Below are 25,023 nucleotides of genomic sequence, written 5' to 3'. Positions count from 1 at the left end.
GCCTGTCGCCCCGGTCCCTGAGCCTGTCGCCCCGGTCCCTGAGCCTGTCGCCCCGGTCCCTGAGCCTGTCGAAGGGCCAGCGACCCAACCGTGGAACAATCCAGCATCGACTGCCGTTGCAGTCCGTGACAGACTTCCGAGCGGACGCCCGGAGACAAGGAGTTGACATGACCGCCAAGGCGACGACATCCGCCACCTTCCAGCAGGACGTGCTCGAGGCCGACGGCCCGGTGCTGGTGGACTTCTGGGCCGCGTGGTGCGGTCCGTGCCGCATGGTCGCGCCGGTGCTCGACGAGATCCAGTCCGAGCACCCCGACAAGATCACGGTCCTCAAGCTCAACGTGGACGAGAACCCCGACCTGGCAATGGAGTACCAGATCACGTCGATCCCGGCGATGAAGGTGTTCAACAAGGGCCAGGTCGAGACGACGATCATCGGCGCGAAGCCGAAGTTCGCACTCGAGCAGGATCTCGCCTCTTACCTCGCTTAGCCGCCCCGGCCCCCCGGCCCCTGAGCTTGTCGAAGGGCCCGGTCGTTGAAGCGAGACGAAACGCGGCGAGTCCACGTGAAATAGCAGCCCTCACCGGGGATTAAAGATGCATGCCGCTATCGGCATGCTTCACACGGCGTCGGTCGTGCGCACCGTGGCGTCCCACGTGCGGTACGCCTCAGTGTCGCCGAGCAGGCGCCACGCGGCACGGGTGAGCTGCGGGTGCTCGAGGGCGATCTGGCGCAGCATGCGGAAGTGCGCGGCACGCGTCGGGCGCATTCCGCCGCCCGCCGCGATCAGCTCGCCGCGAATGGTGAGCACGACGAGCTCGTCGACCGACGGCAGGTCGTCCATGAACTCCCAGGGGTCCTCGCCGTGACGCAGTCGCTCGTGCACGAGGACTTCGAGCTCGTCCGCCGCCTCGGCGCGCAGCACTTCCACGCTCGCCCTGCGGGGCAACGACGGCTCGTGCTCGATCACGCCTTCCAGCCTAAGCCCGGCCCGCTCAGCCTCGCCGATCCTGGTCCCTGAGCCTGTCGAAGGGCGTCAGGCGTCCTACCCGCCGTAGCCGGCCTCGCCGAGCTCGGCAAGGATCCGATTGAGATCGCCAATTGTCGCGAAATCTATACTGATCTGGCCTTTTCTCGCGCTGAGGGTGATTTTCACGCGAGTGTTGAGCCGATCCCCCAGGCGCTCGGCGACCTCGTCGAGGTGCCCGCGGCGCGCGCCGGCCTGAGGCTTCGGCAGGCGGCGAGACCCGCCATCCGTCCCCTTCGCCACCGCTTCGGCCGCGCGCACCGAAAGGTCCTCGTTGACGATCTTGTCGGCGAGCCGCTGCATCGCGTCGGCGTCGTCGAGCGACAGGATGGCGCGGGCGTGCCCCGCGCTGAGGACGCCGGCAGCGACGCGCTGCTGCACGGGGACGGGGAGCTTGAGCAGCCGGATGGTGTTGCTGATCTGGGGGCGCGAGCGGCCGATGCGCGTCGCGAGCTCTTCCTGCGTGATGCCGAAGTCTTCAAGCAGCTGCTGGTAGGCCGATGCCTCCTCCAGCGGATTCAGCTGCGAACGATGCAGGTTCTCCAGCAGGGCGTCGCGCAAGAGGTGCTCGTCGGATGTGTCGCGCACGATGGCGGGGATGGTCTCGAGACCGGCCTCCCGGGCGGCACGGGTGCGGCGCTCCCCCATGATGAGCTCGAACGACCCGTTCTCGGCCGCCCGCACCACGACGGGCTGCAGCACGCCGAACTCCTTGACCGAGTGCACGAGCTCGGCGAGGTCGCCCTCGTCGAACACCGAGCGAGGCTGGCGCGGGTTCGGAACGATGTTGTGCGGGTCGATGTGGACGAGTCGCGCCCCGGGAACCGCGAGCAGCTCGTCGGTCGCTTCGGGCGCGCCAGGCGCGCCGCTGAAGAACACGTCGGCGGGGCGTGACTCGGTCGGCTCGGTGGTGGGGATGAGGGCTCCGATGCCGCGTCCCAAGCCTGTGCGCTTCGCCATCAGCGATGTCCTTCTTCCTCGGCGGGCGCGTCGCCGCGCTGGATGATCTCGACAGCCGCCTCACGATAGGCGATCGCCCCGGCCGACTGCCCATCGTAGGCGATCACAGTCTGCCCAAAGCTCGGCGCTTCCGACACGCGGACGGAACGGGGGATGAACGTGTGCATCACCTGCTGCGGGAAGTGCGCGCGCACCTCGTCCGCCACCTGGCGAGCGAGGTTCGTTCGGCCGTCGTACATCGTCAACAGGATCGTGGACACGTGCAGGCCCGGGTTCAGGTGCCGCCGGATCATGTTCACACTCCCCAGTAGCTGGCTGAGGCCTTCGAGTGCGTAGTACTCGCACTGGATCGGGATGAACACCTCGTGCGCCGCGGCGAACGCGTTGATCGTCAGCAGGCCGAGCGACGGGGGGCAGTCGATGAGCACGAAGTCGAGGCGCTCCTCGAGACTGGCGAGATGCGCGTCCAACGCCGTCCGCAGCCGGTGCTCGCGAGCCACCTGGGTAACAAGCTCGATCTCCGCCCCGGCGAGGTGGATCGTGCTCGGAACGCAGAGCAGATCGGGGGCCTCGGGGCTGGTCTGGATCACGTCCGCCAGCGGGAACTCGTCGATCAAGACGTCGTAGACGCTCGGAACGTCCGCGCTGTGGGGGATGCCGAGGGCTGTCGACGCGTTCCCTTGGGGGTCGAGGTCGATCACAAGCACCCGGGCGCCGACCGAGACGAGCGCGGCGGCGATGTTGACGGCCGTCGTGGTCTTGCCGACCCCGCCCTTCTGGTTCGAGACCGTCATGACGCGCGTCTTGCCCGACAGCTCGACGCGGACGCTTTCCAATGCGCGGCGGCGCGCGGTGAGATCCGCGAGTTCACGGGCGAGGGGAGTGTCCGCGAGGTCGTTCATACCGCCTCCACTCTAGTTGACTCGTTCACCGTTTCACGTGAAACGTGCCACCGGCCCCTGAGCCCGCCCCGGCCCCTGAGCCTGTCGAAGGGCCTTCACCCGCCCACCCCGGCCCCTGAGCCTGTCGAAGGGCCTTCACCCGCCCACCCCGGCCCCTGAGCCTGTCGAAGGGCCTCCCCGCGGACGACTCAACGTCTGCAGTTCCTCAACCCGGCCCGCTATGAGCGCCTCCTTCTTTGCCCGACTCCACCCGTGAAGCTGCTTTTCTCGATGTGCAGCGCTGTCAAGGCGGTCGAAGACCTCGGTGTACACGAGGTACACAGGACGCCGTTTGCGCGTGTGGTGCGCGCTCAGCTCGTCAACGTTGTTGTGCTCCCACTCGCGTTGTTCGGGCGTCCTGGCTGTGCTCCCGACGTAGTAGCTGCCGTCATGGCAGCGGAGGATGTAGACGTAAGGCATGACGTCGATCATTGCCGCCGGCGGGCTCCGGCGATGCGGGCACGAACGATTCGTGAAGAGCCCGCTCGTCGCAACCGGCTGTGCAGGAGCAGACGTGTTGAAATCAAGCCGTTTGGACCTGTCCACCAACGGCCCTTCGACAAGCTCAGGGACCGGCAACCACCGACCGCCGAGCCTGTCGAAGCGCACCTGGAGCGGGGCGTTTCACGTGAAACAACCGCATTTCGACTCGGGCGCGCTTCGCGCGTCCTCGCTCAACGACTGAAAGACCACCGGCCGTTGAGCGACCGAGCGCAGCGAGGGAGACGAAACGCCACCCGGCACACCGCGTTTCGACCCGCTTCACTCTCTCAACGACCGGAGGGCCCGGCGACCGTCGCGCGCACCACGCGCGTGGGCTCGGCGAGAAGCTCAGCACCCACGACTTCCACACGAACATCCGACAACCCGAAGCGCCGGATCTGCTTCGCCGCGGCATCGATTTCCGCGGGCGCGCCAGCGCCTTTCATCAGAATCAACTCGCCACCAGAGCGCACCAGGGGAGCGGTGAGCGAAATCAGTGTCCGCAGCGCGCTCACGGCCCGCGCCGTCACGCCGTCGAGCGAGCCGCGGCCGCCCCAGTCCTCGGCGCGCGCACGATCGACTGTGACGTTCTCCAGGCCCAAAGCGGCCACTTGCTCGTTCAGCCACGCCACGCGACGCTCCATCGGCTCGATCAGCACGAACTCGACATCGGGGCGCACGATCGCCAGCACCAAGCCGGGGAAGCCCGCCCCGGACCCGACGTCGCCGACCCGCCCTCGGAAGAGAGGAGCTATAACCGCGCTGTTCAGGATGTGGCGGGTCCACAAGCGCGGAAGCTCGAGCGGCCCGATCAACCCGCGTTCCTCGCCGTGGCGAGCAAGCGCGTCGGCGAAGGCACGTACGACGTCAAGGCGCTCGCCGAAGACGTGCTGCGCCGCTTCGGGCTCGGGTTCAAGGGCGTTCACGACATCCATTCTCGTGTACTGGTTGCTGAGCTTGTCGAAGCACCCGGCCCTTCGACAAGCTCAGGGGCCGGGAGCACATGGCCCTTCGACAAGCTCAGGGACCGGGCCACCCCGCCCCGTTTCACGTGAAACGGAGTCAGGCCCGACGGATCACCGTGTGCCGGTCGGCGCCCTCGCCGTACGACTCCGAGACCAGCCCGCGGTCGGCCACGATGTCGTGCACGAGCTTGCGCTCGTAGCTCGACATCGCCGGCAACGACGCCTGTGACGCGCCCTCGTCGAGCCGCGCGACCGCGCGGTCGACGAGGCTCTCCAACTGGCTGCGCCTCGCGTCGCGCGAGCCGCCGATGTCGAGGATCAGCCGCGAGAAGCGACCGGTCTTGTTCTGCACCGCCAAGCGCGTGAGCTCCTGCAGCGCCTGCACGGTGTCGGGGTCGGAAAGCGGGGCGAGCGAGCCGCCATCCTCATTCTCCACTGAGACGTACGCGCGGCCGGCGCGCACGTCGAGGGAGAGGTCTCCGTCGATATCGGCGATATCGAGCAATCCCTCGAGGTAGTCTGCGGCGACGTCGCCTTCTTCCTCGAGCTGCGCAATCGTCGCATCCTCACCCGGTGCGGTCGGTTCCGACATAGTCATCCCTTTTTCGAGTCGTTCCCGGGCGAAGAAGGGCGGCCGCCCTTCTTCTTCGCCCGCTGCTTGCTCATCGGCTGCTGCCGCTTCGGCGCCTCGGCCTTCGCGCGCTCCGCCTCCTCGAGCAGGCGCTGCTGCTCGGCGACGTACTTCTCCATCGGCACGACCTTGCCCTTGGCATCCAGTGCCTTGCCCTTGCGGGCCAGGCGCTCCTCACGCTCCTTCGCCGCCTCCGAGCCGGGCGTGGGCATCTCGCGGATCACGAGGAACTGCTGGCCCATCGTCCACAGGTTCGAGACGAACCAGTAGATAACGACACCGAGTGGGAAGAAGACGCCCGAGAAGACGAAGGCGAACGGCAGGATGTACAACATGACCCGCTGCATCTGGTACGCCTGGCCGGTCTTCGCCTCGGGCGACAGGTTCTTCGAGATGATCTGCAGCTGCGTGAAGAACTGCGACAGGATCATCAGGATGACGAGGATGACGAGGATGACGACCGTCGCCGTCTGTCCGGCGTTGATCGCGTCGACCATGTTGATGTGCAGCGGCGCGACGCCGAAGAGCTTCGCGTCGTAGAACTGCTTGGTGAGCGCGGCGTTCAAGAGCCCGACGCCGCCGATCTCGGCCTGGGCGTGGCGCGTGACGTCGTTCAGGGTCCAGAACAGCGCGAGGAAGAACGGCATCTGCACGAGCAGCGGCAGACAGCTCGACACGGGTGTCGTTTCGTGCTTCTTGTACAGCGCCATGGTCTCGCGACTCATCGCCTCGCGCGACAGCTGATCGCGCTTCCCCTTGTACTTCTCTTGAACTTTTCGCAGTTCAGGAGCAATTTCCATCATCTTCCGCTGGCTCTTGATCTGCTTCACGAACAGCGGAATGAGAGCGGCGCGGATGACGACGACGAGGCCGATGATCGACAGCACCCACGTGTGGCCGGCGTCTCCCGGCATCCCGAGCGCGGTGAACAGCCAGTGCCACGCGACCAGCACCGCCTCGACCAGCCACTTCAGCGGCCAGAGGATCGTGCCGAAGAGATCGAACCCGCCGCCAGTGTCGGCTGCGGCGGCGGACAGCAAGAGATCCATGCGGTGGATCAGTCCTTTCCAGTGGATGTCGGAACGACAAACCCGTGGCGGGTCAGGCCGTGAGAGAAGTTCTTGCGGGGCGGAACGTCGTCGACGCCGCCGGCCGCCCAGGGATGGCAGCGCGCGATGCGCGCCGCGGTCAGCGCCGAGCCCACGACGAGCCCGTGCTGCTGCACCGCCCCGACCGCGTAGGCCGAGCACGACGGGTAGTACTTGCAGACGTCGCCGTAGGTGTGCGAGATGGTCGCTCGGTAGCCGTGCAGCAGTGCCAGCCCGAGGTTGCGGGGGAGCAGCGGAACAGACCGGACCAGATCGGATGACGCCAGCCGCGCGTCGCCGAGCGCGGTCGCCGGGAGCACGCTCACGCCGCGCGCCCCAGGCAGCGCCGCACTTCCGTGCGCAGCTGGGCGTAGTCGGCGGACGCGGCGGCCGGCAGCGCGCGGATCACGACGTCGGTGCCGGGGGCCATGGTCGAAAGCTCTTCCGCGCAGACGGCCTTCAGCCGCCGCCGCACGGTGTTGCGCACGACCGCTGTGCCCACTTGCTTGCTCACGATGAAGCCGAATCTCGCAGCGCCGCCCTCGGTGCCGGCCAGAACGTGCGTCACGGTGTGCGCACCGGCGCACCGCGACCCCCGCCGCACAACTGTCCTGTAGTCGGAGCCGCGGGTGAGTCGGTTCGGCCTCGAGAGCACGTTCCGCTACGCGGACAGCTCGGTGCGGCCCTTGGCGCGGCGAGCGGACAGGATGGCGCGGCCGGCGCGGGTGCGCATACGGGCGCGGAAACCGTGCTTCTTGGCGCGGCGGCGGTTGTTGGGCTGGAACGTGCGCTTGCTCATGGAAACTCCGGAGGAATGGTCACCGGGAACGTTGCGACCGGAGACGACGTGGACGGGACCTGCCGCGAGGGCATAGTCAACCGATTCAGGCTATGTCTAAATCGGCCCTATCTCAAATCGAGAGCTTGCCGAACGGCACATTATCCACCGGAACGGACGAAGCCCTGGCAGTGACACGCCCACGCGGCATACAGTGGATTTTGCTCCGCGGGCATCGGCTGGCTACCGTGTCCGAAGCAGTTATCCACAGGCTCCCGTGTCCACGACAGCGTGCTCGCTCCCGGTGAAAGCCTGGCACTCATGCAAGACCCGGGGGGGCAATGAATTCGCAGGACGTTCCGGATGTTCCGCTCTGGACAGCAGCGCTCGACATCCTCTCTCGCGACGAGCGCGTCAGCCCGCTCCTGCATGGCTTCCTCAACCTCGCGGTGCCGCAGGGGATCATGGCCGGCACGCTGTATCTCGACGTCCCCAACGACCTCACCGCCCAGCACATGAAGACGCGGCTGGGCGCCCCCATTCTCGAGGCGATCGCCGGCGCCGACCCCGAGGGCGCCGTCACCAGCTACCGCGTGGTCGTCAACCCTGAGCTCGAAGGCGCGCACGAGACCGCGCCGATCACGGTGCCTCGATCGCTGGAGCTGCCCGCCGACGAGCCGGCGCCGACCCTGGAGCACACGGCCCGCAACGGCTCGCCGCAACGCACCGACACCCGGCTGAACCCGAAGTACACGTTCGACAACTTCATCATCGGCCAGTCGAACCGGTTCGCCCACGCTGCGGCAGTTGCCGTGGCCGAAGCACCAGCGAAGGCGTACAACCCGCTGTTCGTCTACGGCGAGTCGGGCCTGGGCAAGACCCACCTGCTGCACGCGATGGGCGACTACGCCTTGAGCCTGTACTCCGGCATCCGTGTGCGGTACGTGTCGACCGAGGAGTTCACGAACGAGTTCATCAACTCGATCCAGAACAACCGCGGCTCGGCCTTCCAGGCCCGGTACCGCAACGTCGACATCCTGCTCATCGACGACATCCAGTTCCTCGCGAACAAGAACGAGACGCAAGAGGCGTTCTTCCACACCTTCAACACGCTGCACGACCACGACAAGCAGGTCGTCATCACCAGCGACGTGCCGCCCAAGCAGCTCGAGGGCTTCGAGGAGCGCATGCGCAGCCGCTTCGAGTGGGGCCTCATCACCGACGTGCAGGCGCCCGACCTCGAAACGCGCATCGCGATCCTGCGCAAGAAGGCGCAGAGCGAGCGGCTGCACATTCCCGACGAAGTGCTCGAGTACATCGCGACGATCGTCTCGTCCAACATCCGCGAACTCGAAGGCGCGCTCATCCGCGTGTCGGCGTACGCGAATCTCAATCGCTCGAAGCTCGACATGTCGCTCGCCCAGACTGTGCTGCGCGACATCGTCGACCAGGACGACGCGAACATCATCTCGCCGACCGACATCATCACGGCAACCGCGCAGTACTTCAAACTGACCGTCGACGACCTCTACGGCTCGAGCCGGTCGCAAGCGATCGCCACCGCGCGGCAGATCGCCATGTACCTGTGCCGCGAGCGCACCAACCTCTCCCTCCCCAAGATCGGGCAGCTCTTCGGCGGCCGCGACCACACCACCGTGATGTACGCGTACCGCAAGATCAGCGACCTGATGCGCGAGCGCCGCTCGATCTACAACCAGGTCACCGAGATCACGACGCAGCTGGGCCGCGCGCGTTGACCGGGGGCGCCTTGTCCCCCGAAATCCCGGCTTGACACACGTTCACGCCTGTCGCATCATGCACGTTCTGCACATGTGCACAACTTGTGGATAACTACAAAACTCGGCGACATCGGAATCGTGTGGAGTCCGCTTGCCACAGGCTCTCCCCACGGCATCCACATCTCACACGGATGTAGTTTCCCGTCCCCTGCTGGGCTCCGCCGAGATCTCCACAGTTCCCACAGGCGTTAACACCGTTAATATCTCCTCTTCTCTTTCTCGGTGCTCGATGACCTTGAGCGGTGGGAGTGAATGGATGTCGGGGACTAGCATGGGTTTTCCAAGCCCCACGACCGACGAGGGAGTTCCGGTGAAGTTTCACGTCAACCGCGATGTGTTCAGCGAGGCTGTCTCGTTTGTCGTGAAACTCCTTCCGCAGCGCAATCCGCAGCCGATCCTGGCCGGAGTGCTCATCGAGGCCACCGACGAGGGGCTCTCACTCGCCGCCTTCGACTACGAGGCATCCGCTCGCACTGTCATCGAAGCGACCGTTGACGAGCCGGGCACGATGCTCGTGCACGGGCGACTGCTGTCCGAGATTGCGAGCCGACTGCCGAACGCGCCGATCGAGGTGGCTGTCGACGACGACGGCGGAATCGCGCTCACGTGCGGCTCCGCGCGGTTCACGCTGGCCTCGATGCCGGTGCAGGAGTACCCCGCGATCCCCGAGGTCAACGGGGAGTCGGGCCTGGTGCCGGCGGAAGACTTCGCAACCGCGATCGCGCAAGTGGCGTTCGCCGCATCCCGCGACGACGTGACTCCCGTGCTCACCGGCGTGCAGCTGGAAGTGAGCGGCACGGACCTCAGCCTGGTCGCGACCGACCGGTACCGGGTGGCGTTGCGCGACATCCCGTGGGGCGGCGGCTCCGCCGCCGAGAGCACGAGCGCGCTCGTGCCGGCGCGCACCCTGCAGGAGGTCGGCAAGACTTTCGCGCACGGCGGGGACATCTCGATCGCGTTTTCGGGGGCCGGCGACCGCGAGATCATCGCGTTCACCGCGGGCAACAAGACCGTGACATCCCTTCTCATCAAGGGCAACTTCCCGCCGGTGCGCCGCCTGTTCCCCGAGCAGACCGAGCACCACGCGGTCGTGAACACCGCAGAGCTCACCGAGGCAGTGCGCCGTGTGTCGCTCGTTCTCGACCGGTCGGCCCCGCTGCGGTTCACGTTCACGGCCGACAGCGTGACGATGGATGCCTCGGGCAGCGAGCAGGCCCGCGCGTCCGAGTCCGTCGACGCGCACCTGGTCGGCGAGGACGTCACCCTCGGGCTGAACCCGCAGTACCTGCTGGAGTCGCTGGGCGCGGTGCGCAGCGAGTTCGTGCGCATCACGTTCACGTCGAGCGACAACGCGAACAAGCTGAGCCCCGTGCTCATCACGAGCCAGACGTCGGTGGATCAGGCCGGTTCCGACACCTTCAAGTACCTGCTGCAGCCGAACCTCCTCTTGCGCTGACCCACTCCGGCCCCCTGAGCCGCATTCCGGCCCCTGAGCCTGTCGAAGGGCCCCCGTCACGCGCGCGATCCCGTTGAGTGCGCAGCTGAACGACCAGCAGTTCGGTTGTCACGATGTGCGGGCCGGGGTGCGGATTGCGGCAACCGAATCGGCTGCGGGCGGACGTCGGCCCGCGCGAATAGGGTGAACAGGTGATCGTGGAGCGGCTGGGCCTCGTCGACTTCCGCAACTACGCGGAGGCCGATGTCACGCTGCATCCCGGCGCCAATGTCTTCGTGGGCCGAAACGGGCAGGGAAAGACGAACCTCGCAGAGGCGATCGCGTTCCTGGCGACCCTGGGGTCGCATCGCGTGTCCCACGACGCGCCGCTGGTGCGGGAGGGGAAGGATGCCGCGTTCGTCCGCGCCCGACTGGCCCACGGTGAGCGCCGCATCACGCTCGAGGTGCAGATCAACCGGCAAGGCTCCAACAAGACGCGCATCGGCGGCAGCCCGGTCAAGCCCGGGGAGCTTCCGCGCCACGCCCACGTCGTGCTGTTCGCGCCGGAGGACCTGCAGATCGTGCGGGGAGAGCCATCCGCCCGCCGCGTGTTCGCCGACCAGCTGCTCGTGCAGCTTTCGCCCCGCCTCTCCGGGGTGCTCGGCGACTACGACCGCGTGCTGAGGCAGCGCAACGCGCTGCTGAAGTCGGCGAGGGCGCGCGGCGTCCGCGGCGACGCGCTGGCCACCCTGGACGTGTGGGACGACAAGCTCGTCGCGCTCGGCGCCGAGATCGTGGTCGCCCGTGCCCGGCTCGCCGACAACCTTGCCGGTCCGGTCCGCAACGCGTACACCGCGATTGCCGGCGCCGACCATTCGCCCGAGCTGGAGTGGGCGCACTCGTTCGACGAGGGTTTCCGGCCCTTGAGCGCGTCGAAGGGCGAACAGGATGCCGCCGAGCCGCCGAATAGCGAGGGCTCGGCAGCCCTTCGACAAGCTCAGGGGCCGGACGGTGCTCAGGGGCGGGAGGAAGTCGCGGCCGCGTTCCGCCAGACGCTCGCCGCTCGCCGCGCACAAGAGCTGGAGCGCGGGGTGACGCTCGTCGGCCCGCACCGCGACGACCTCGTGCTGCGCGTGCGCGGCCTGCCGGTCAAGGGCTACGCATCGCACGGCGAGTCGTGGTCGGTCGCGCTCGCGCTGCGCCTCGCGAGCGCCGAGCTGCTGCGCGCCGACTCGATGACGGGCGACCCGGTCGTCATCCTCGACGACGTGTTCGCCGAGCTCGACGCCGACCGCCGCGCCCGCCTTGCCGGGCTTGTGGCCGGGTACGAGCAGGTCATCGTCACCGCGGCGGTGGATGCCGATGTTCCTGACGCGCTGCGCGCGGGCGTCGTGCGCGTCGAGTCAGGCCGCATCCTCGATCCCGAAGGCGGAGACGGGGATGCCTGACGACGACACCACTCCACCCCTGCCGGAGACGGTCGCAACTTATCTGCGACTGCGGGGGCTGGCTCCATCCGCCCGCAAACTCAGACGCCGCAAGCGCACCGTCGACGACGAGCATCAACCTTTCACGCCGGGCCGAGACCCGCGCGGGGTCGGCGACGTGCTCGCCGAGGCCACGCGGGATGCCGGCTGGAACGGCCGGCTCTCGCAAGAGGAGCTCATGCTGCGGTGGGCGGATGTCGCCGGAGCCGAGACTGCCCAGCACGCGACGCCCGTCGCCCTGTCAGACGGCGCGCTCACTGTGCAGTGCGACTCGACCGCGTGGGCGAAGAACCTGCAGTTCATGCGCGCCCAGCTGCTCACGCGCATCGTCTCGGAGCACCCGGACGCCGGGGTCACCAGCATTCGCTTTGTGGGCCCGGACGTCCCCTCGTGGAAATGGGGCCGTAGGAGCATTCCAGGGCGCGGCCCGCGCGACACCTACGGTTGAGGCACGTCCACCGTCGTCCTCACAGGATTGGGGCCGTCAGAACGGCGTTCAACACCAGATGTCGATAGACTGGACCCAACTGCAAACCGATCGGGAGCGCTCGAGAATTACATGTCGTCAACTGCGTCTGAAAGCGTTCCCGAGGAACCGGGCAACCCCACCGCCGAACAGTCGCTGAGCGACTATGGAGCCGACGCCATCCAGGTGCTCGAGGGTCTCGAGGCGGTGCGCAAGCGCCCCGGCATGTACATCGGATCGACGGGACCGCGCGGCCTGCACCACTTGGTCTACGAGATCGTCGACAACTCGGTCGACGAGGCGCTCGCGGGCTTTTGCGACACGATCACGATCACGATCCTCCCCGACGGCGGCATCCGGGTCGTCGACAACGGGCGCGGCATCCCCGTCGACCAGCACAAGACCGAGGGCAAGTCGACCGTCGAGGTCGTGCTGACCGTGCTGCACGCCGGAGGCAAGTTCGGCGGGGGCGGCTACGCGGTCTCGGGCGGCCTGCACGGCGTCGGCTCCTCTGTCGTCAACGCGCTTTCGACTCGACTCGAGGTGGAAGTGCGCAGACAAGGCCACGTGTGGCGCCAGTCATACCACCGGGGCGGCGTGCCGATCGCGCCCCTCGAGCGCGGCGAGGCGAGCGATCACACCGGAACCACCATCACGTTCTGGCCCGACCCGGAGATCTTCGAGACGGTGCACTTCGACTACGACACGCTGCGCACGCGCTTCCAGCAGATGGCATTCCTGAACAAGGGCCTGCGCATCGACCTCGTCGACGAGCGGGCGGACGAGGCCGTCGAGGCCACCGTCGACGGCGAGCTCGTGATGCAGCAGCCGAACGACTCGTTCCTCTACGAGCGCGGGCTCGTCGACTACGTCGAGCATCTGAACAAGACCCGGCACGCGGATGTCGTGAACGACCAGATCATCGAGGTCGAATCGGAGGACACGGGCCGCAAGATCGCGCTCGAACTCGCGATGCAGTGGACCACGGGCTACACCGAGAACGTCTTCACGTACGCCAACACCATCAACACCCACGAGGGCGGCACGCACGAGGAGGGCTTCCGCGCGGCGCTCACGACGCTCGTCAACAAGTACGCGCGCCGCGAGAACCTGCTCAAGGACAAAGACGAGAACCTCTCTGGCGACGACGTGCGCGAGGGGTTGACCGCCGTGATCTCGGTCAAGCTTTCCGAGCCGCAATTCGAGGGCCAGACCAAGACGAAGCTCGGAAACACCGAGGCGAAGGCCTTCGTGCAGAAGGTTGTCGGAGACCAGCTCGGCGACTGGTTCGAGCGCAACCCGGCACAGGCGAAGCTCGTCGTGCGCAAGGCGATCGACGCGGCCACCGCGCGGCTGGCGGCGCGCAAGGCCCGGGAGACCGCGCGGCGCAAGAGCGTGTTCGAGAGCGCGTCGATGCCCGACAAGCTCAAGGACTGCACGTCGAAAGACCCGTCGATCAGCGAGATCTTCCTCGTCGAGGGCGACTCGGCCGGCGGCTCGGCGGTGCAGGGCCGCGACCCGCACACGCAGGCGATCTTGGCGCTGCGCGGCAAGATCCTGAACGTCGAGCGCGCGCGTCTGGACCGCGCCCTGGGCAACAACGAGATCCAGGCGATGATCGCGGCGTTCGGCACGGGCATCGGCGAGGAGTTCGATGTGGAGAAGGCTCGGTACCACAAGATCGTGCTGATGGCGGATGCCGACGTCGACGGCCAGCACATCACGACCCTGTTGCTCACTCTGCTGTTCCGCTACATGCGCGGGCTCATCGAGGCGGGCCACGTGTACCTCGCGATGCCGCCGCTGTACCGGCTGAAATGGTCGAACTCGCCGCACGAGTACGTGTACAGCGACGTCGAGCGCGACGCGCTGCTGGCCGACGGGCTCGCGAACGGCAAACGCATCCCGAAAGACAACGGCATCCAGCGCTACAAGGGCCTGGGCGAGATGAACGACAAAGAGCTGTGGGAGACGACGATGGATCCCACCACTCGCACTCTGCGCCAAGTGACGATCGACGACGCAGCGACCGCCGACCAGATCTTCACGACCCTCATGGGCGATGACGTCGAGTCGCGTCGCCAGTTCATCCAGCGCAACGCGAAGGACGTGCGTTTCCTTGACATCTGACACCCCCGGCCCCGAGGCATCCGCCCACAACCACGGCCACATCGAGCAGGTCGACCTGCAAGGCGAGATGCAGCGCAGCTATCTCGACTACGCGATGGCGGTCATCGTCGGCCGAGCGCTGCCCGACGTGCGCGACGGCCTGAAGCCCGTGCACCGCCGCGTGATCTACGCGATGTACGACGGCGGCTACCGACCAGACAAGTCCTTCTCGAAATGCGCTCGCGTCGTCGGCGAGGTGATGGGCCAGTACCATCCGCACGGCGACTCGCCGATCTACGACACCCTCGTGCGCCTCGTGCAGCCGTGGACGATGCGGTACCCGCTCGCGCTGGGCCAGGGAAATTTCGGCTCGCCGGGCAACATGGGCGCCGCCGCGCCCCGGTACACCGAGACCAAGATGGCTCCGCTCGCGCTGGAGATGGTGCGCGACATCGAAGAGGAGACCGTCGACTTCCAGGACAACTACGACGGGCAGACGCAAGAGCCGACGGTGCTGCCGGCACGGTTCCCCAACCTCCTGGTCAACGGCTCGGTGGGCATCGCGGTCGGCATGGCCACCAACATCCCCCCGCACAACATGCGCGAGGTCGCCGAGGGCGCCCTGTGGGCGCTTGAGCACCCCGATGCCACGCGCGAGGAGCTGCTCGAGGCGCTGATGCAGCGCATCAAGGGCCCCGACTTCCCGACCGGCGCGCAGATCCTCGGCACACGCGGAATCGCGGATGCCTATCGCACCGGCCGCGGCTCGATCACGATGCGCGCCGTGGTCGACATCGAGGAGATCCAGGGCCGCACGTGCCTGGTGATCACCGAGCTGCCGTACCAGGTGAACCCCGACAACCTCGCGATGAAGATCGCCGACCTCGCCCGCGAGGGCAAGATCTCGGGCATCGCCGACATCCGCGACGAGACGTCGGGCCGCACCGGGCAGCGTCTGGTCGTCGTGCTCAAGCGCGACGCGGTCGCCAAGGTCGTGCTCAACAACCTGTACAAGCACACCCAGCTGCAGGACAACTTCGGCGCCAACATGCTGGCGATCGTCGACGGCGTGCCGCGCACGCTGTCGCTCGACGGGTTCATCGCCCACTGGGTCGACCACCAGATCGAAGTGATCGTGCGCCGCACGGGCTTCCGCCTGCGCAAAGCCGAGCGCCGCATGCACATCCTGCGCGGCTATCTCAAGGCACTCGACGCGCTGGACGAGGTCATCGCCCTGATCCGGGCGTCGGCCACCGCCGACGACGCGCGGGAGGGCCTGAAGGCGCTGCTCGACATCGACGACGACCAGGCTCAAGCCATCCTCGACATGCAGCTGCGCCGCCTGGCGGCGCTCGAGCGCCAGAAGATCATCGACGAGGCCGCCGAGCTCGAGCGCCAGATCGCGGACTTCACAGACATCCTCGCCACTCCTGCCCGCCAGCGTCTCATCATCCGCGACGAGCTCACCGAGATCGTGGAGAAATTCGGCGACGAGCGTCGCACCAACATCCTCTATGGATTCGACGGCGACATGTCGGTGGAAGACCTCATCCCCGAAGAGGAGATGGTGGTCACCGTCACGCGCGACGGCTACGTCAAGCGCACGCGCAGCGACAACTACCGGTCGCAGCACCGCGGCGGCAAGGGCGTGAAGGGCGCGCAGCTGCGCGCCGACGACGTCGTGGAGCACTTCTTCGTGACCACGACCCACCATTGGCTGCTGTACTTCACCACGAAGGGCCGGGTCTACCGCACCAAGGCGTACGAGGTTCCGGAGGCGGGAAGGGATGCCAAGGGCCAGCACGTCGCGAACCTGCTCGCGCTGCAGCCGGGCGAGGAGATCGCGCAGATCCTCGACATCCGCGACTACGAGGTGGCGACCTACCTCGTGCTGGCGACCCGCGGCGGCCTCGTCAAGAAGACGCGTTTGAGCGACTACGACACCAACCGGCAGGGCGGCGTCATCGCCATCCGGCTGCGCGGTGGCGCGGCCGACGAGGCGGGCGACGCCGACGAAGGCGAGCTCGAGGGCGAGGGCACCGACGAGGTCGTCAGCGCGATGCTCGTCGACGAGGGCGACGACATCCTCCTCATCAGCCGCCACGGCATGTCGCTGCGCTTCTCGGCCACCGACGAGGCGCTGCGGCCGATGGGCAGGGCGACGTCGGGTGTGAAGGGGATGTCGTTCCGCGAGGGCGACAGCCTGCTGTCAGCGTCGGTCGTCGACGACGACGCGTACGTGTTCGTCGTGACCGAGGGCGGGTTCGCCAAGCGCACGGCCGTTGCCCAGTACCGCACTCAGGGCAGGGGCGGCCTCGGCATCAAGGTCGCGAAACTCAACGACGATCGGGGCGACCTCGCGGGTGGGCTGATCGTCTCGGAGGACGACGAGGTCTTGGTGGTTCTTGCCAGCGGCAAGGTGGTACGCTCCTCCGTGGCCGAGGTGCCTGCGAAGGGCCGAGACACGATGGGAGTCGTGTTCGCCCGTCCCGACGAGGGCGACCCGATCATCGCCATCGCCCGCAACTCCGAGCGGGGCCTCGCCCAGGAGCCCGCCCCCGAAGGCGACGAACCGGTGGAGGGCGCCTCCCCCGAGACCCCCGAAGAGACGAGATCTGACGCATGAGCACGGTAGCCGACAAGCTCGCCAAGAAGTCCACACGCAAGACCAGCGCCAAGCAGGTGCGGTTGCGCCTGGTGTACATAGACTTCTGGTCGGCCGTGAAGCTGTCGTTCCTGGCCGCCGTGGCGCTCGCGATCGTCACGATCGTGAGCTATCTGCTCGTCTACGTGGTGGTCCGCACGACCGGCGTCATCCACAGCATCGACGAGCTGTTCCAGAGCATCTCCGACGGCGGTGTGTCGATCGAGACCTACATCGGCTTCCCGCAGGTGATGGCGTTCGCGGCGGTGGTCGCGATCCTCAACCTCATCGTGGTGACGGTGCTCGGCGCCGTCGTCGCCGGCATCTACAACCTTGCCGTGAAGATCACTGGCGGGCTGCTGGTCGGCTTCACCTCCAACTGACGCCAGCGCGTCCCACCGACAACCGGGTGCCTGTCGACGCCCATCTCCTTCGCCGAGACCCGCCTCTCGTTCCGAAACCCGCCTTCTGCAGCGACGTTTCGGCACGGGAGGTGGGTCTCGGCGCAGGCCCGCCGCGGATTTCGAGAAAGCACGGCGGTCGGGTAAAGTCTTGGAGGTTGACGGGGCTATAGCTCAGGCGGTTAGAGCGCTTCACTGATAATGAAGAGGTCCCAGGTTCAAGTCCTGGTAGCCCCACGTCCTCGGGGCCTTAGCTCAGTTGGTAGAGCGCCTGCTTTGCAAGCAGGATGTCAGCGGTTCGAATCCGCTAGGCTCCACCCAAAGTGTCTTACGGGAACACGCGACATCGGTAGATGTTGGGTGTTCCCGTTTGGCTTCCTTGCCTGCGTCGCCGCTGTCGTGTGCTTCGCGGAAGATCGTCGCGAAGGGCTCGGCGAGGCGGGGGTGGAGTTGTTCGTCGTCGGTGATGTCGAGTCGGGTGTAGAACGCCTGATTCGCCAAGCGGCGGTCGGCGTCGCCGGATCGGGCGTAGGCGTGGTGCGCGTCGGTGAGCAGCCGCAGGCTGTCGTGGAGGAATGCGCGTCCGCCGGTGTGGTGTTCGTCGTGTTCCGCGAGCCTGCGGTTCACGTCTGCGAGGCCTGCGCGGATGCGGTCTTGGTGTCGTTTCAGGGTGGGGAGGTCGATGGCGTCGGCGAAGTGCGCGGCGAGGAGTTTGTCGCTCTCTGCTTCGAGTTTGGTGCGGTTGGCCATGAGGTCGGAGATTTCTTGGTCGCGTCCTGCCGTGCGTGCGTCGAACGCGGCATCGACTTGGGCGGCGAGGTCGCGGTAGGTGGCGTCGCTGATCGTGATGTTGGCGTAGGAGTCCGCGACCAGCCGTTCCGCGACCGCGACGGGCACCGCCCTGCGGGTGCAGGTGGTCTTCTTGGCGGCGCGGCCGGAGCAGATGAAGTAGGCGTAGGTGGTGCCGCGCGGGTTGGTGGCGAAGTCGAGCAGCATCCGCGACCCGCAGATGCCGCAATGCAGCAGCCCTTTGAGGTGGTGAGCGTGCTCGACGTGCCGGGTCATTTTCGCGGTGCGCGCCCGCAGAAGCGACTGCACAGTGTCGAACAATGCAGGGTCGATGAGCGGTTCGTGCGCGCCCGGATACAGAGCGCCTTTGTAGCGGATCATCCCCGCGTAGTAGGGGTTGGTCAGGAGTTTGTAGAGCGTGTTCTTCCCCAACGACTTGGACGGGCGCTTCGGTGTCGGTACCGTGACCAGGCCGCGCGCGGTGAGGCCGCGCAACAGGCCCGTGACCGAGGTTTCCCCGCCTGCGTAGGTCTGGAAGGCCCATCGGATCAGCGGGGCGCGGTCGGGATCGACCTCGACAGTGCGTATCTCGCGTCCTTGCTCGTCGGTGCGGCGCACGTTCAGGTAGCCGATGGGTGCGCGCATCGGTGTGCCGCCCTGGGCGACCTTCTGCGTCAGGCCCTTGGTGACTTCGGTGGCGAGGTTACGGGAGTAGAACTCCGCAATGGACGACATGATGCCATGGACGAGCATCCCCGACGGCGTCTGGTCTATCGATTCTGTGGCAGAAACCAAGGTCACCCCGGCGCTGATGAGGGCTTCGTGAATCTTCACGTCGTCGGCACGGTTGCGGGCGAGCCGGTCGAGTTTATGCACGAGACAGGACTGCACCCGGGTAGCGGTGATGAACGCCAACATCTCTTGCAGGCCGTCACGATCCGCCGAGCGTGCCGATTCTCCGGCATCGATGAACTCGCGCACGACCCGTGCCCCGAGTTCGTCGGCCTTCCTCGCGTTCGCCTCACGCTGCGCGGGGATGGAGAAGCCCTCGTCGGTGCCGCCACGCTCGGCCTGTTCCCGCGTCGAGACACGCAGGTAGGACACCGCGAGCAGCACCGGGGCGTCCGACTCAACGGCAGTGTCGGTGGTGACTGTGGTGCTCATGGTGGGCCTCCTTGCGGGTGTGGTGCTTGGTCTCGATTCTCTCGCGCACCCCTGACAAACCGAAGGGGCAAGGGCGCCTCCGCGAGGCCTTCTGGCTGCGGGAGGCTGTAGGGGTCGGGCTCACCAGCGACCCAGGCTCGGTGTCGTGCGTCGGCGATGCCGAGCACCCACTCGATGAGCTTGCCCAGGTCAGGATCATCCCGCCGCGTCACCCTCAGCCTCAGATTCGCCGTCTCGCTCGCCATGAAGGACAGGTGCACACCCGCTCGCACGATGACCGAAATCCTTCTTCAAGATCGTTCCTGACAGAGAGGGCACGCCTCTTGCACATCGAAGAGTCGCCACTTACGTCGGTGACGAAACCGGCCTACCGTAGAACATGACCCTCAAACGCTACGACCCCGACGAGGCGGACTTCGACGCCCGCTACCAGCGATGGCTCGCCGCTCTCGAATCCGGCGACGAAGCCGAACTCCTCGAAGCCACCGCGGCGATCCCCACCCTGAACAGCCAGGTACTCGATAGGTTCTTCGCCGTCCAGAGCGACGACCTCGAAAGGCCCGGGCAACGGGCGATGGAGCAACGTCTGATCGTGCTCCTCAGTGAGCTTCGCCCCCACGAAGCGGCCCGCATCCGTGAACTGCATAAGGCCAGGCAACGGCGTCTCGACCGCACCACCCGCGTTTCGCGCACGGTTGAACTGCCGACGAAGTGCGCGCGCTGCGACAGCAAGCTCAAGGATGTGAAGCGGACGGGCAGGCCGCGCATCTACTGTTCCCCTGCTTGCCGGAAGGCCGCGTACGAAGACCGCCGCGCCCGCCGTGACGGGGCTGCCAAGGTTCAGGTGGTCGAGCGCGTGGTCACAGACGTCCGGGAGCGCCGCATCGAGGTGCCCCACCCGCGAATCGACTGCATCAAGTCGGTACTGGCCGACGAGGACGCGATGATCCGAGTGATCTGGACGCTCGCTGTTCTTGTACAAGACCGCAGCCGCAAGGAGTACGACCCCGGCCAGCCGGAGTTCGAGAGGCTCCGCCAACACGCAAGGAGCCTGTACGAAGCCCTCGAACACCGCATGGTCAACGATCAGTCGTAGGACTGCTCGCCTGATCTGCGTGTTCCCGGTGGCGTGTCAGTGGCCCGGATACGATGGGAGGGTGTTGATGGCGGACCTGCTGAGCGTCGCCGAGAGCGAGCGAGTCGCCGCCCTCGGTGTGCTTGATGCGCGCACGCAGAGCGAGCTTCGGCAGTTCTTCACGCCCGCAGTCGCCGCGCAGCTGATCGCCTCAATTCCCCGCCTGCCCGAGCACGGGACGTTGCGTGTGCTCGACCCAGGCGCGGGCTCAGGCGTGCTTGCCGCCGCACTCGTCAGCCGCGTCCTCACAGAACAGCCAGAGCTGTCGATTGAGATCGTCGCGGTCGAGCGCGACCCTCTCGTCCTGCCAAGCCTCCGGGCAACGCTTACGGCATGTGGGCAAGCGGGTGGTGGCCGAGTCCACGCCAAGGCAGTCGAAGCGGACTTCATTCTCGACTCCGTCGGCCTGGATGCTTCGCTCCATCTCGACGGCCAGTTCGATCTCGTGATCGAGAACCCGCCGTACGGAAAGCTTGCGGTATCGAGCGCGCATCGGACGGCCATGCGTGCCGCCGGTGTCGATGCACCGAACCTGTACGCTGCGTTCCTCTCCCTGTCTGTCGCTGCCCTCAGGATCGGTGGGCAAGTGGTGGCGATAACGCCCCGCTCGTTCTTCAACGGCCCGTACTTCGGCGCGTTCCGTGCTCACTTGCTCGACTCGATCGCTCTCGACCGAGTGCACGTTTTCGACTCCCGCTCCACGGTGTTCGCGGACACTGGCGTCCTCCAGGAGAACGTGATCTTCGCTGGAACGCGCGGCGCGACCCCGGGTGTTGTCGAGCTTTCCGTCAGCCGTGACCACACCGACGATGTCTCAACCCGTCCCGTCGCGTACGAGCAAGTCGTCTTCCCAACCGATCCCAACCGATTCATCCGACTTGCGACTGACGCCGAAGACACGGCGGTCGCCGAGGTTGTGCTTTCTCAGCCTCGTTCCCTGAACGATCTCGGTGTGCAAGTCTCAACCGGTCGCGTGGTCGATTTCCGGTCGCGCCATGCGCTCAGTGCTGTCGAGCAGCCTGGCGCTGTACCGCTGATCTATCCAGGCAACCTTCGAGACGGCGGTGTGGTCTGGCCGAGAGAAATCCGCAAGCCGCAGTGGTTCCACCCGACTGACGACAAGGATCGTGGGATGCTCCTGCCGGAGGGCTGGTACGCAGTTGTCAAGCGGTTCAGCGCGAAGGAGGAACGCCGACGAATCGTTGCTTCGGTCTGGTCGCCGCTGGACAACCCCGGTGAGGTGGCGTTCGAGAACCACCTCAACGTCTTCCACATCGGCGGGCACGGTATGGACGAGGACCTTGCCAAAGGCATCGTTGTGTGGCTCAACTCGTCGGTCATCGACAAGTTCTTCCGCACGTTCTCCGGTCACACCCAGGTCAACGCCACCGACCTTCGAACCCTCCGGTTCCCCACCGCCGACACACTGCGCGACCTGGGACGCAACTCCGCCGCGTCCCAGTCGGAGGTTGACTCCCTGGTCAAGGAGTTGATCGCGGCGTGAGCGAGCTGAACGACGCCGCCCATGAGCGCGTTGAGGATGCTCGGATCATTCTTGAAACGCTCGGTATGGATGCCGAGCGCAGCAACGAACGATCAGCGCTCGTGGTGCTGGCGCTCCTGAAACTCACCCCCTCCGAGTCCTGGGCCGAAGCTGCCAATCCGATGCTCGGCACGCGCGCGATCATGGACTTCATCCGCGACGAGTACGGCAAGGACTATGCGCCGAACACCCGTGAAACGGTTCGGCGGTTCACGCTGCATCAGTTTGTGGAAGCGCAGCTCGTCGTGCAGAACCCCGATGAGCCGCAACGCCCCGTCAACTCGCCAAAGTGGAACTACCAAGTCACAGCCGAAGCGCTGGAGGTTCTGCGCACGTACGACACCGACGAGTGGCCGTCCGCTGTCGATCGGTACCTCACCGAACTGCCCGGCCTCAAGGCCCGGTACGCAGCAGCGCGCGAGATGGATCGCATCCCGCTCACCCTCCCCGATGGATCGGTTTTCACCCTGACGCCGGGCGGCCAGAACGTCCTCCTCAAGGCGATGGTCGAGGACTTCTGCCCGCGCTTCACCCCCGGTGGACAGGTCCTCTACATCGGCGACGCAGGCGACAAGTGGGCGCTCTTCGAACGCGATACCCTCGCGTCGCTCAACGTAGAGGTTGACGAGCACGGCAAGATGCCCGACCTCGTCATCTACCTACCAGACCGCAACTGGCTCGTGCTTCTCGAAGCCGCCAGCTCCCACGGCCCAGTCGACTCCAAGCGGCAAGCCGAACTTGCTGAGCTGTTCGCGGAATCGACGGCGGGGCTCGTCTACGTCTCCTGTTTCCCCGACCGAGCCGAGTTCCGTAAGTACGTCGACAAGATCGCCTGGGAGTCGGAGGTCTGGTGCGCCGACCACCCCACCCACATGATCCACTACAACGGCGAACGCTTCCTCGGCCCGTACGGGTGACTCTGGACGTTTCGCAGGAACACTGCATTGGCGCTCGTTGCTGGGGTGCCCCGCCTCCTCCCGGGTGTATCGGACACCGTGAGAAGGCGAGGGCTAGGGTACACTTACCCCTGCGAGCCAAAGAACCTGCGCCACACGCCAATGAGTTCAGTTTCTTGCCCGGTGGCCACCAGTCGGAGCCGTACCTCCTGCTACGGACTGGTGGCCGTTAGCTTTTAGCCATGTCCTGACCCCTTTACGCTTGCGTCAACAGTCTGGGTCGGCGAGAACGCGAGACTCGATACGAAGGCCGAGATGCGGGATGCGTCCTCCGGTGTCAGGTCAACTGGCAGGTTGAGACGGACAAGAAGGTCTGGCCGAAGAGGCAGATCGTAGCTAACCAGGCGCGTGCCAACAGTCTGGACCGGAGGCTCAGCCGATGGCGGCTCCTGCGCACGTGAGGCCGACGGCCGAGGAGTCTTCTTCGAGCTCGCAGGGGAGCTCCTCTGTCGCGGGACGTTTGGTACGTCGGAGTTGGCTGTCTTGCTGGCAGACTTCCAGTCGGGATCGTTCGCTAGCCAAGCCCCATACAGTGCGACAGCTTGCCGGAAACGCACCTTATAGGTGTTCAGCGTGTCGACCTTGTACTTCGTCTTGTTCTTCGTCTCCCATCGCGAGAGCAAGTTCTCGACATCGAGGTTGGCGACTACCGCAGCGGTGCCGTCGTCGGCAACCTCGACTACCTTTCCCACTGTCGACTTCAGCGCCTGCGCGGTGCTGGCATTCATCTCGCCCTTCTCGCGAGCCCAGTCCAGGAATGCCTGCATGCCCTCCACGGTCCCGTCTGCGGCCTCTGACATGTTGATCTCCTCTCGCGTCTATCTGTCTGTCGTACACCATACACTATCTTACAGACAGTCGTATTGTTAACATCGGTGGACCACTGTGTCTGGCGATGCTGGAGCGCACGGAAGTCTGGTCTTGCGCAGGGGTACGCGGCGAGCTGTAGGCAACGAGACAGATGCTCAGCAGGGGGCGGGTAGCCTGAGTCGACCGTCTTGACGCTTACGGGTATCCATAGACCAGCTACTCCTGACGGACGTCTTTGCCAACGACCTTGCCGTCGTCCACGATCACCATCCTCGGGTCTTGGCCCACACGGTGCCGCGATGCACGTCGAACTGCTTCGCCAGCGCTGTGACGCTCACGCCGTTCGCGCGGGCTGTTCGCATAGCGTCCACTTCCTTGTCCGTGAGGCGTGTTCGAGGTCGTTTACTCGGTTCCGCCGACGCCCCGATCAACGGGTCATCGGCCCCGCTCTCGGACTCGATATCGGCGCGGATGCCTTGATTCCACGCGGAAACAAGCTTCTGAACCCGTGGTCGCCTGTTCCCGTAGTGCTCCATTGCGTCCACAATTTCAGACGTACTAGAACCGCTGACATCGGTAGATGCGGGTGCGGGCATGAGGGCGGCGAACGGCTCGGCGAGTCAGATCGTCGCCCTTTCGTCTTCGCTGATGTGGACGCCGTCGGTGACGGTCTGGTCTGCTCGGCTCACCGGATGGCTGTCGTATCGACTCGGCCAGCGATCATCAGTTGGCTCTCGATGTGCGATCCCCACGTCTCGGGGAGCGCTGCGGTCAACGTCGTCAGCAGCGCGGAAAGGGTGCCGCGGGCGTCGTTGTGGAGGGCTTCGGCGACGATCAGTACGTCGCTGCTGGTCGCGCGGATCGCTGAGCGTGCGCTTTGCCGGTTCGTCCATCGGCGAGCATGTGCCTCGCCAGCCTCATCGGCGAAGATCACCTCGCCTGGCTCCGGCTGCTCGGTGTCGCCGTTGAAGGCCAGGTAGCGTTCTGACCCGTCGGCTTGGCGGACGGTGAGGGTGCCGGTGACGTGGGCGAGGTCGAACACGGCGATCGGCACGGCGAGGCTGATGGAGATGTGATTGCAGAGGTCGACGAGCGGGTGGATACGGGGCAGGTTTCCGCTCTTGTCCAGGCGGCGCAGCAGCGATTCGGCGGCGCAACGGTATTGCGTCGGCTTCAATCCCATGACGGAGAAAGCACGACGCCAGGCGCGGATCTCGGGAAACTCGCTGATCGGCCCGCACTCAAGTCGCCGAAGCGCCGCGGCCTCGAGGGGCGGCAGTCGCCCGCTGACGTCGGCGGTCGCGGTGATCTGGTCGGCCATGATCACGGCTGTCACCAGGCTCGGGTGCGTCGCCGTGATCTCGGGTGCGTAGCTCAACAGCATGCGGAAGGTTCCTCCTCATCGAACTGC

Annotated in this window: 23 protein-coding genes, 2 tRNA genes and 1 pseudogene; 13 read left to right on the top strand and 13 right to left on the bottom strand. The window is 66.3% G+C overall.

The window, feature by feature from the left end; translation table 11 throughout:
* Window positions 1–167 precede the first annotated feature (167 nt).
* Window positions 168–491 (top strand): thioredoxin, encoded by a 324-nt coding sequence (trxA, locus tag QM611_RS01370; protein WP_415078108.1) that lies wholly within the window; start codon window positions 168–170, stop codon window positions 489–491.
* 129 nt (window positions 492–620) lie between these two features.
* On the opposite strand, the gene QM611_RS01365 is transcribed toward trxA, so the two are convergent.
* The 10 genes from QM611_RS01365 to rpmH form a co-directional block, all read right to left on the bottom strand.
* Window positions 621–968: a tryptophan synthase subunit alpha gene (locus QM611_RS01365; RefSeq protein WP_415078111.1), complete on the bottom strand. Its 348-nt coding sequence runs from the start codon at window positions 966–968 to the stop codon at window positions 621–623.
* Window positions 969–1,046: 78 nt separating this feature from the next.
* Entirely contained in the window at window positions 1,047–1,988 is a 942-nt protein-coding gene (locus tag QM611_RS01360) for a ParB/RepB/Spo0J family partition protein (protein ID WP_415078106.1), read from the bottom strand.
* Complete coding sequence (locus tag QM611_RS01355) at window positions 1,988–2,890, bottom strand: ParA family protein (RefSeq protein ID WP_415078104.1); 903 nt, start codon at window positions 2,888–2,890, stop codon at window positions 1,988–1,990. The genes QM611_RS01360 and QM611_RS01355 overlap by 1 nt, the downstream gene beginning before the upstream one ends.
* Window positions 2,891–3,025: 135 nt before the next feature.
* Window positions 3,026–3,349: a GIY-YIG nuclease family protein gene (locus QM611_RS01350; protein WP_415078103.1), complete on the bottom strand. Its 324-nt coding sequence runs from the start codon at window positions 3,347–3,349 to the stop codon at window positions 3,026–3,028.
* 350 nt (window positions 3,350–3,699) lie between these two features.
* Window positions 3,700–4,347, bottom strand: coding sequence for a 16S rRNA (guanine(527)-N(7))-methyltransferase RsmG (rsmG, locus tag QM611_RS01345; RefSeq protein WP_415078102.1), 648 nt, complete (start codon window positions 4,345–4,347; stop codon window positions 3,700–3,702).
* Between the two features lie 127 nt (window positions 4,348–4,474).
* The gene (locus QM611_RS01340; RefSeq protein WP_415078101.1) at window positions 4,475–4,975 is read right to left on the bottom strand and encodes a protein jag; all 501 of its coding nucleotides are present in this window, start codon (window positions 4,973–4,975) and stop codon (window positions 4,475–4,477) included.
* Window positions 4,972–6,057 (bottom strand): membrane protein insertase YidC, encoded by a 1,086-nt coding sequence (gene yidC / locus QM611_RS01335; protein WP_415078099.1) that lies wholly within the window; start codon window positions 6,055–6,057, stop codon window positions 4,972–4,974. Before yidC ends, QM611_RS01340 begins: the two co-directional genes overlap by 4 nt.
* 8 nt (window positions 6,058–6,065) lie before the next feature.
* Complete coding sequence (gene yidD / locus QM611_RS01330) at window positions 6,066–6,422, bottom strand: membrane protein insertion efficiency factor YidD (RefSeq protein WP_415078098.1); 357 nt, start codon at window positions 6,420–6,422, stop codon at window positions 6,066–6,068.
* The gene (rnpA, locus tag QM611_RS01325; protein ID WP_415078097.1) at window positions 6,419–6,700 is read right to left on the bottom strand and encodes a ribonuclease P protein component; all 282 of its coding nucleotides are present in this window, start codon (window positions 6,698–6,700) and stop codon (window positions 6,419–6,421) included. The genes yidD and rnpA overlap by 4 nt, the downstream gene beginning before the upstream one ends.
* Before the next feature lie 57 nt (window positions 6,701–6,757).
* On the bottom strand, window positions 6,758–6,895 hold the full coding sequence (rpmH, locus tag QM611_RS01320) for a 50S ribosomal protein L34 (protein WP_022879826.1): 138 nt from the start codon (window positions 6,893–6,895) through the stop codon (window positions 6,758–6,760).
* 320 nt (window positions 6,896–7,215) lie between these two features.
* On the opposite strand from rpmH, the gene dnaA reads away from it, so the two are divergent.
* From dnaA to QM611_RS01275, 9 genes are all read left to right on the top strand, one after another.
* On the top strand, window positions 7,216–8,631 hold the full coding sequence (gene dnaA, locus QM611_RS01315; protein WP_415078096.1) for a chromosomal replication initiator protein DnaA: 1,416 nt from the start codon (window positions 7,216–7,218) through the stop codon (window positions 8,629–8,631).
* 352 nt (window positions 8,632–8,983) lie between these two features.
* Entirely contained in the window at window positions 8,984–10,129 is a 1,146-nt protein-coding gene (gene dnaN, locus QM611_RS01310; RefSeq protein ID WP_415078094.1) for a DNA polymerase III subunit beta, read from the top strand.
* A 191-nt stretch (window positions 10,130–10,320) separates the two neighbouring features.
* Window positions 10,321–11,556 carry a DNA replication/repair protein RecF gene (recF, locus tag QM611_RS01305; protein ID WP_415078092.1) on the top strand — a complete coding sequence of 412 codons (1,236 nt, stop codon included), beginning with the start codon at window positions 10,321–10,323 and terminating at the stop codon, window positions 11,554–11,556.
* Window positions 11,549–12,043 carry a DUF721 domain-containing protein gene (locus QM611_RS01300; RefSeq protein WP_415078091.1) on the top strand — a complete coding sequence of 165 codons (495 nt, stop codon included), beginning with the start codon at window positions 11,549–11,551 and terminating at the stop codon, window positions 12,041–12,043. The genes recF and QM611_RS01300 overlap by 8 nt, the downstream gene beginning before the upstream one ends.
* Window positions 12,044–12,154: 111 nt before the next feature.
* Window positions 12,155–14,191 carry a DNA topoisomerase (ATP-hydrolyzing) subunit B gene (gene gyrB / locus QM611_RS01295; protein ID WP_415078089.1) on the top strand — a complete coding sequence of 679 codons (2,037 nt, stop codon included), beginning with the start codon at window positions 12,155–12,157 and terminating at the stop codon, window positions 14,189–14,191.
* 67 nt (window positions 14,192–14,258) lie between these two features.
* Window positions 14,259–16,796: a DNA gyrase subunit A gene (gene gyrA, locus QM611_RS01290; protein ID WP_415078110.1), complete on the top strand. Its 2,538-nt coding sequence runs from the start codon at window positions 14,259–14,261 to the stop codon at window positions 16,794–16,796.
* Window positions 16,793–17,197: a DUF3566 domain-containing protein gene (locus tag QM611_RS01285; RefSeq protein ID WP_415078087.1), complete on the top strand. Its 405-nt coding sequence runs from the start codon at window positions 16,793–16,795 to the stop codon at window positions 17,195–17,197. Before gyrA ends, QM611_RS01285 begins: the two co-directional genes overlap by 4 nt.
* Before the next feature lie 181 nt (window positions 17,198–17,378).
* Window positions 17,379–17,452, top strand: a tRNA-Ile gene (locus QM611_RS01280).
* 7 nt (window positions 17,453–17,459) lie between these two features.
* Window positions 17,460–17,532, top strand: a tRNA-Ala gene (locus tag QM611_RS01275).
* Window positions 17,533–18,136: 604 nt separating this feature from the next.
* Here the strand turns inward: QM611_RS01275 and QM611_RS01270 are convergent.
* Window positions 18,137–19,168: pseudogene (locus tag QM611_RS01270) on the bottom strand (recombinase family protein); the annotation flags it as partial.
* A gap of 379 nt (window positions 19,169–19,547) precedes the next feature.
* Here QM611_RS01270 and QM611_RS01265 point away from each other — a divergent pair.
* The 3 genes from QM611_RS01265 to QM611_RS01255 all read left to right on the top strand — a co-directional run bounded on the left by QM611_RS01265 (window position 19,548) and on the right by QM611_RS01255 (window position 22,763).
* On the top strand, window positions 19,548–20,264 hold the full coding sequence (locus QM611_RS01265; protein ID WP_415078086.1) for a hypothetical protein: 717 nt from the start codon (window positions 19,548–19,550) through the stop codon (window positions 20,262–20,264).
* A 67-nt stretch (window positions 20,265–20,331) separates the two neighbouring features.
* The gene (locus QM611_RS01260) at window positions 20,332–21,807 is read left to right on the top strand and encodes an Eco57I restriction-modification methylase domain-containing protein (RefSeq protein ID WP_415078085.1); all 1,476 of its coding nucleotides are present in this window, start codon (window positions 20,332–20,334) and stop codon (window positions 21,805–21,807) included.
* Entirely contained in the window at window positions 21,804–22,763 is a 960-nt protein-coding gene (locus tag QM611_RS01255) for a BsuBI/PstI family type II restriction endonuclease (RefSeq protein ID WP_415078084.1), read from the top strand. The genes QM611_RS01260 and QM611_RS01255 overlap by 4 nt, the downstream gene beginning before the upstream one ends.
* Before the next feature lie 215 nt (window positions 22,764–22,978).
* On the opposite strand, the gene QM611_RS01250 is transcribed toward QM611_RS01255, so the two are convergent.
* Window positions 22,979–23,602 carry a hypothetical protein gene (locus tag QM611_RS01250; RefSeq protein ID WP_415078083.1) on the bottom strand — a complete coding sequence of 208 codons (624 nt, stop codon included), beginning with the start codon at window positions 23,600–23,602 and terminating at the stop codon, window positions 22,979–22,981.
* Between the two features lie 695 nt (window positions 23,603–24,297).
* Window positions 24,298–24,996: a B3/4 domain-containing protein gene (locus QM611_RS01245; protein ID WP_415078081.1), complete on the bottom strand. Its 699-nt coding sequence runs from the start codon at window positions 24,994–24,996 to the stop codon at window positions 24,298–24,300.
* Window positions 24,997–25,023: the final 27 nt, after the last annotated feature.

It is taken from the genome of Microbacterium sp., assembly GCF_047606685.1.
Classification (GTDB): Bacteria; Actinomycetota; Actinomycetes; order Actinomycetales; family Microbacteriaceae; genus Microbacterium.
Note: the sequence above shows the minus strand (reverse complement) of the source record. Positions and strands in the feature narration are given on the sequence as shown.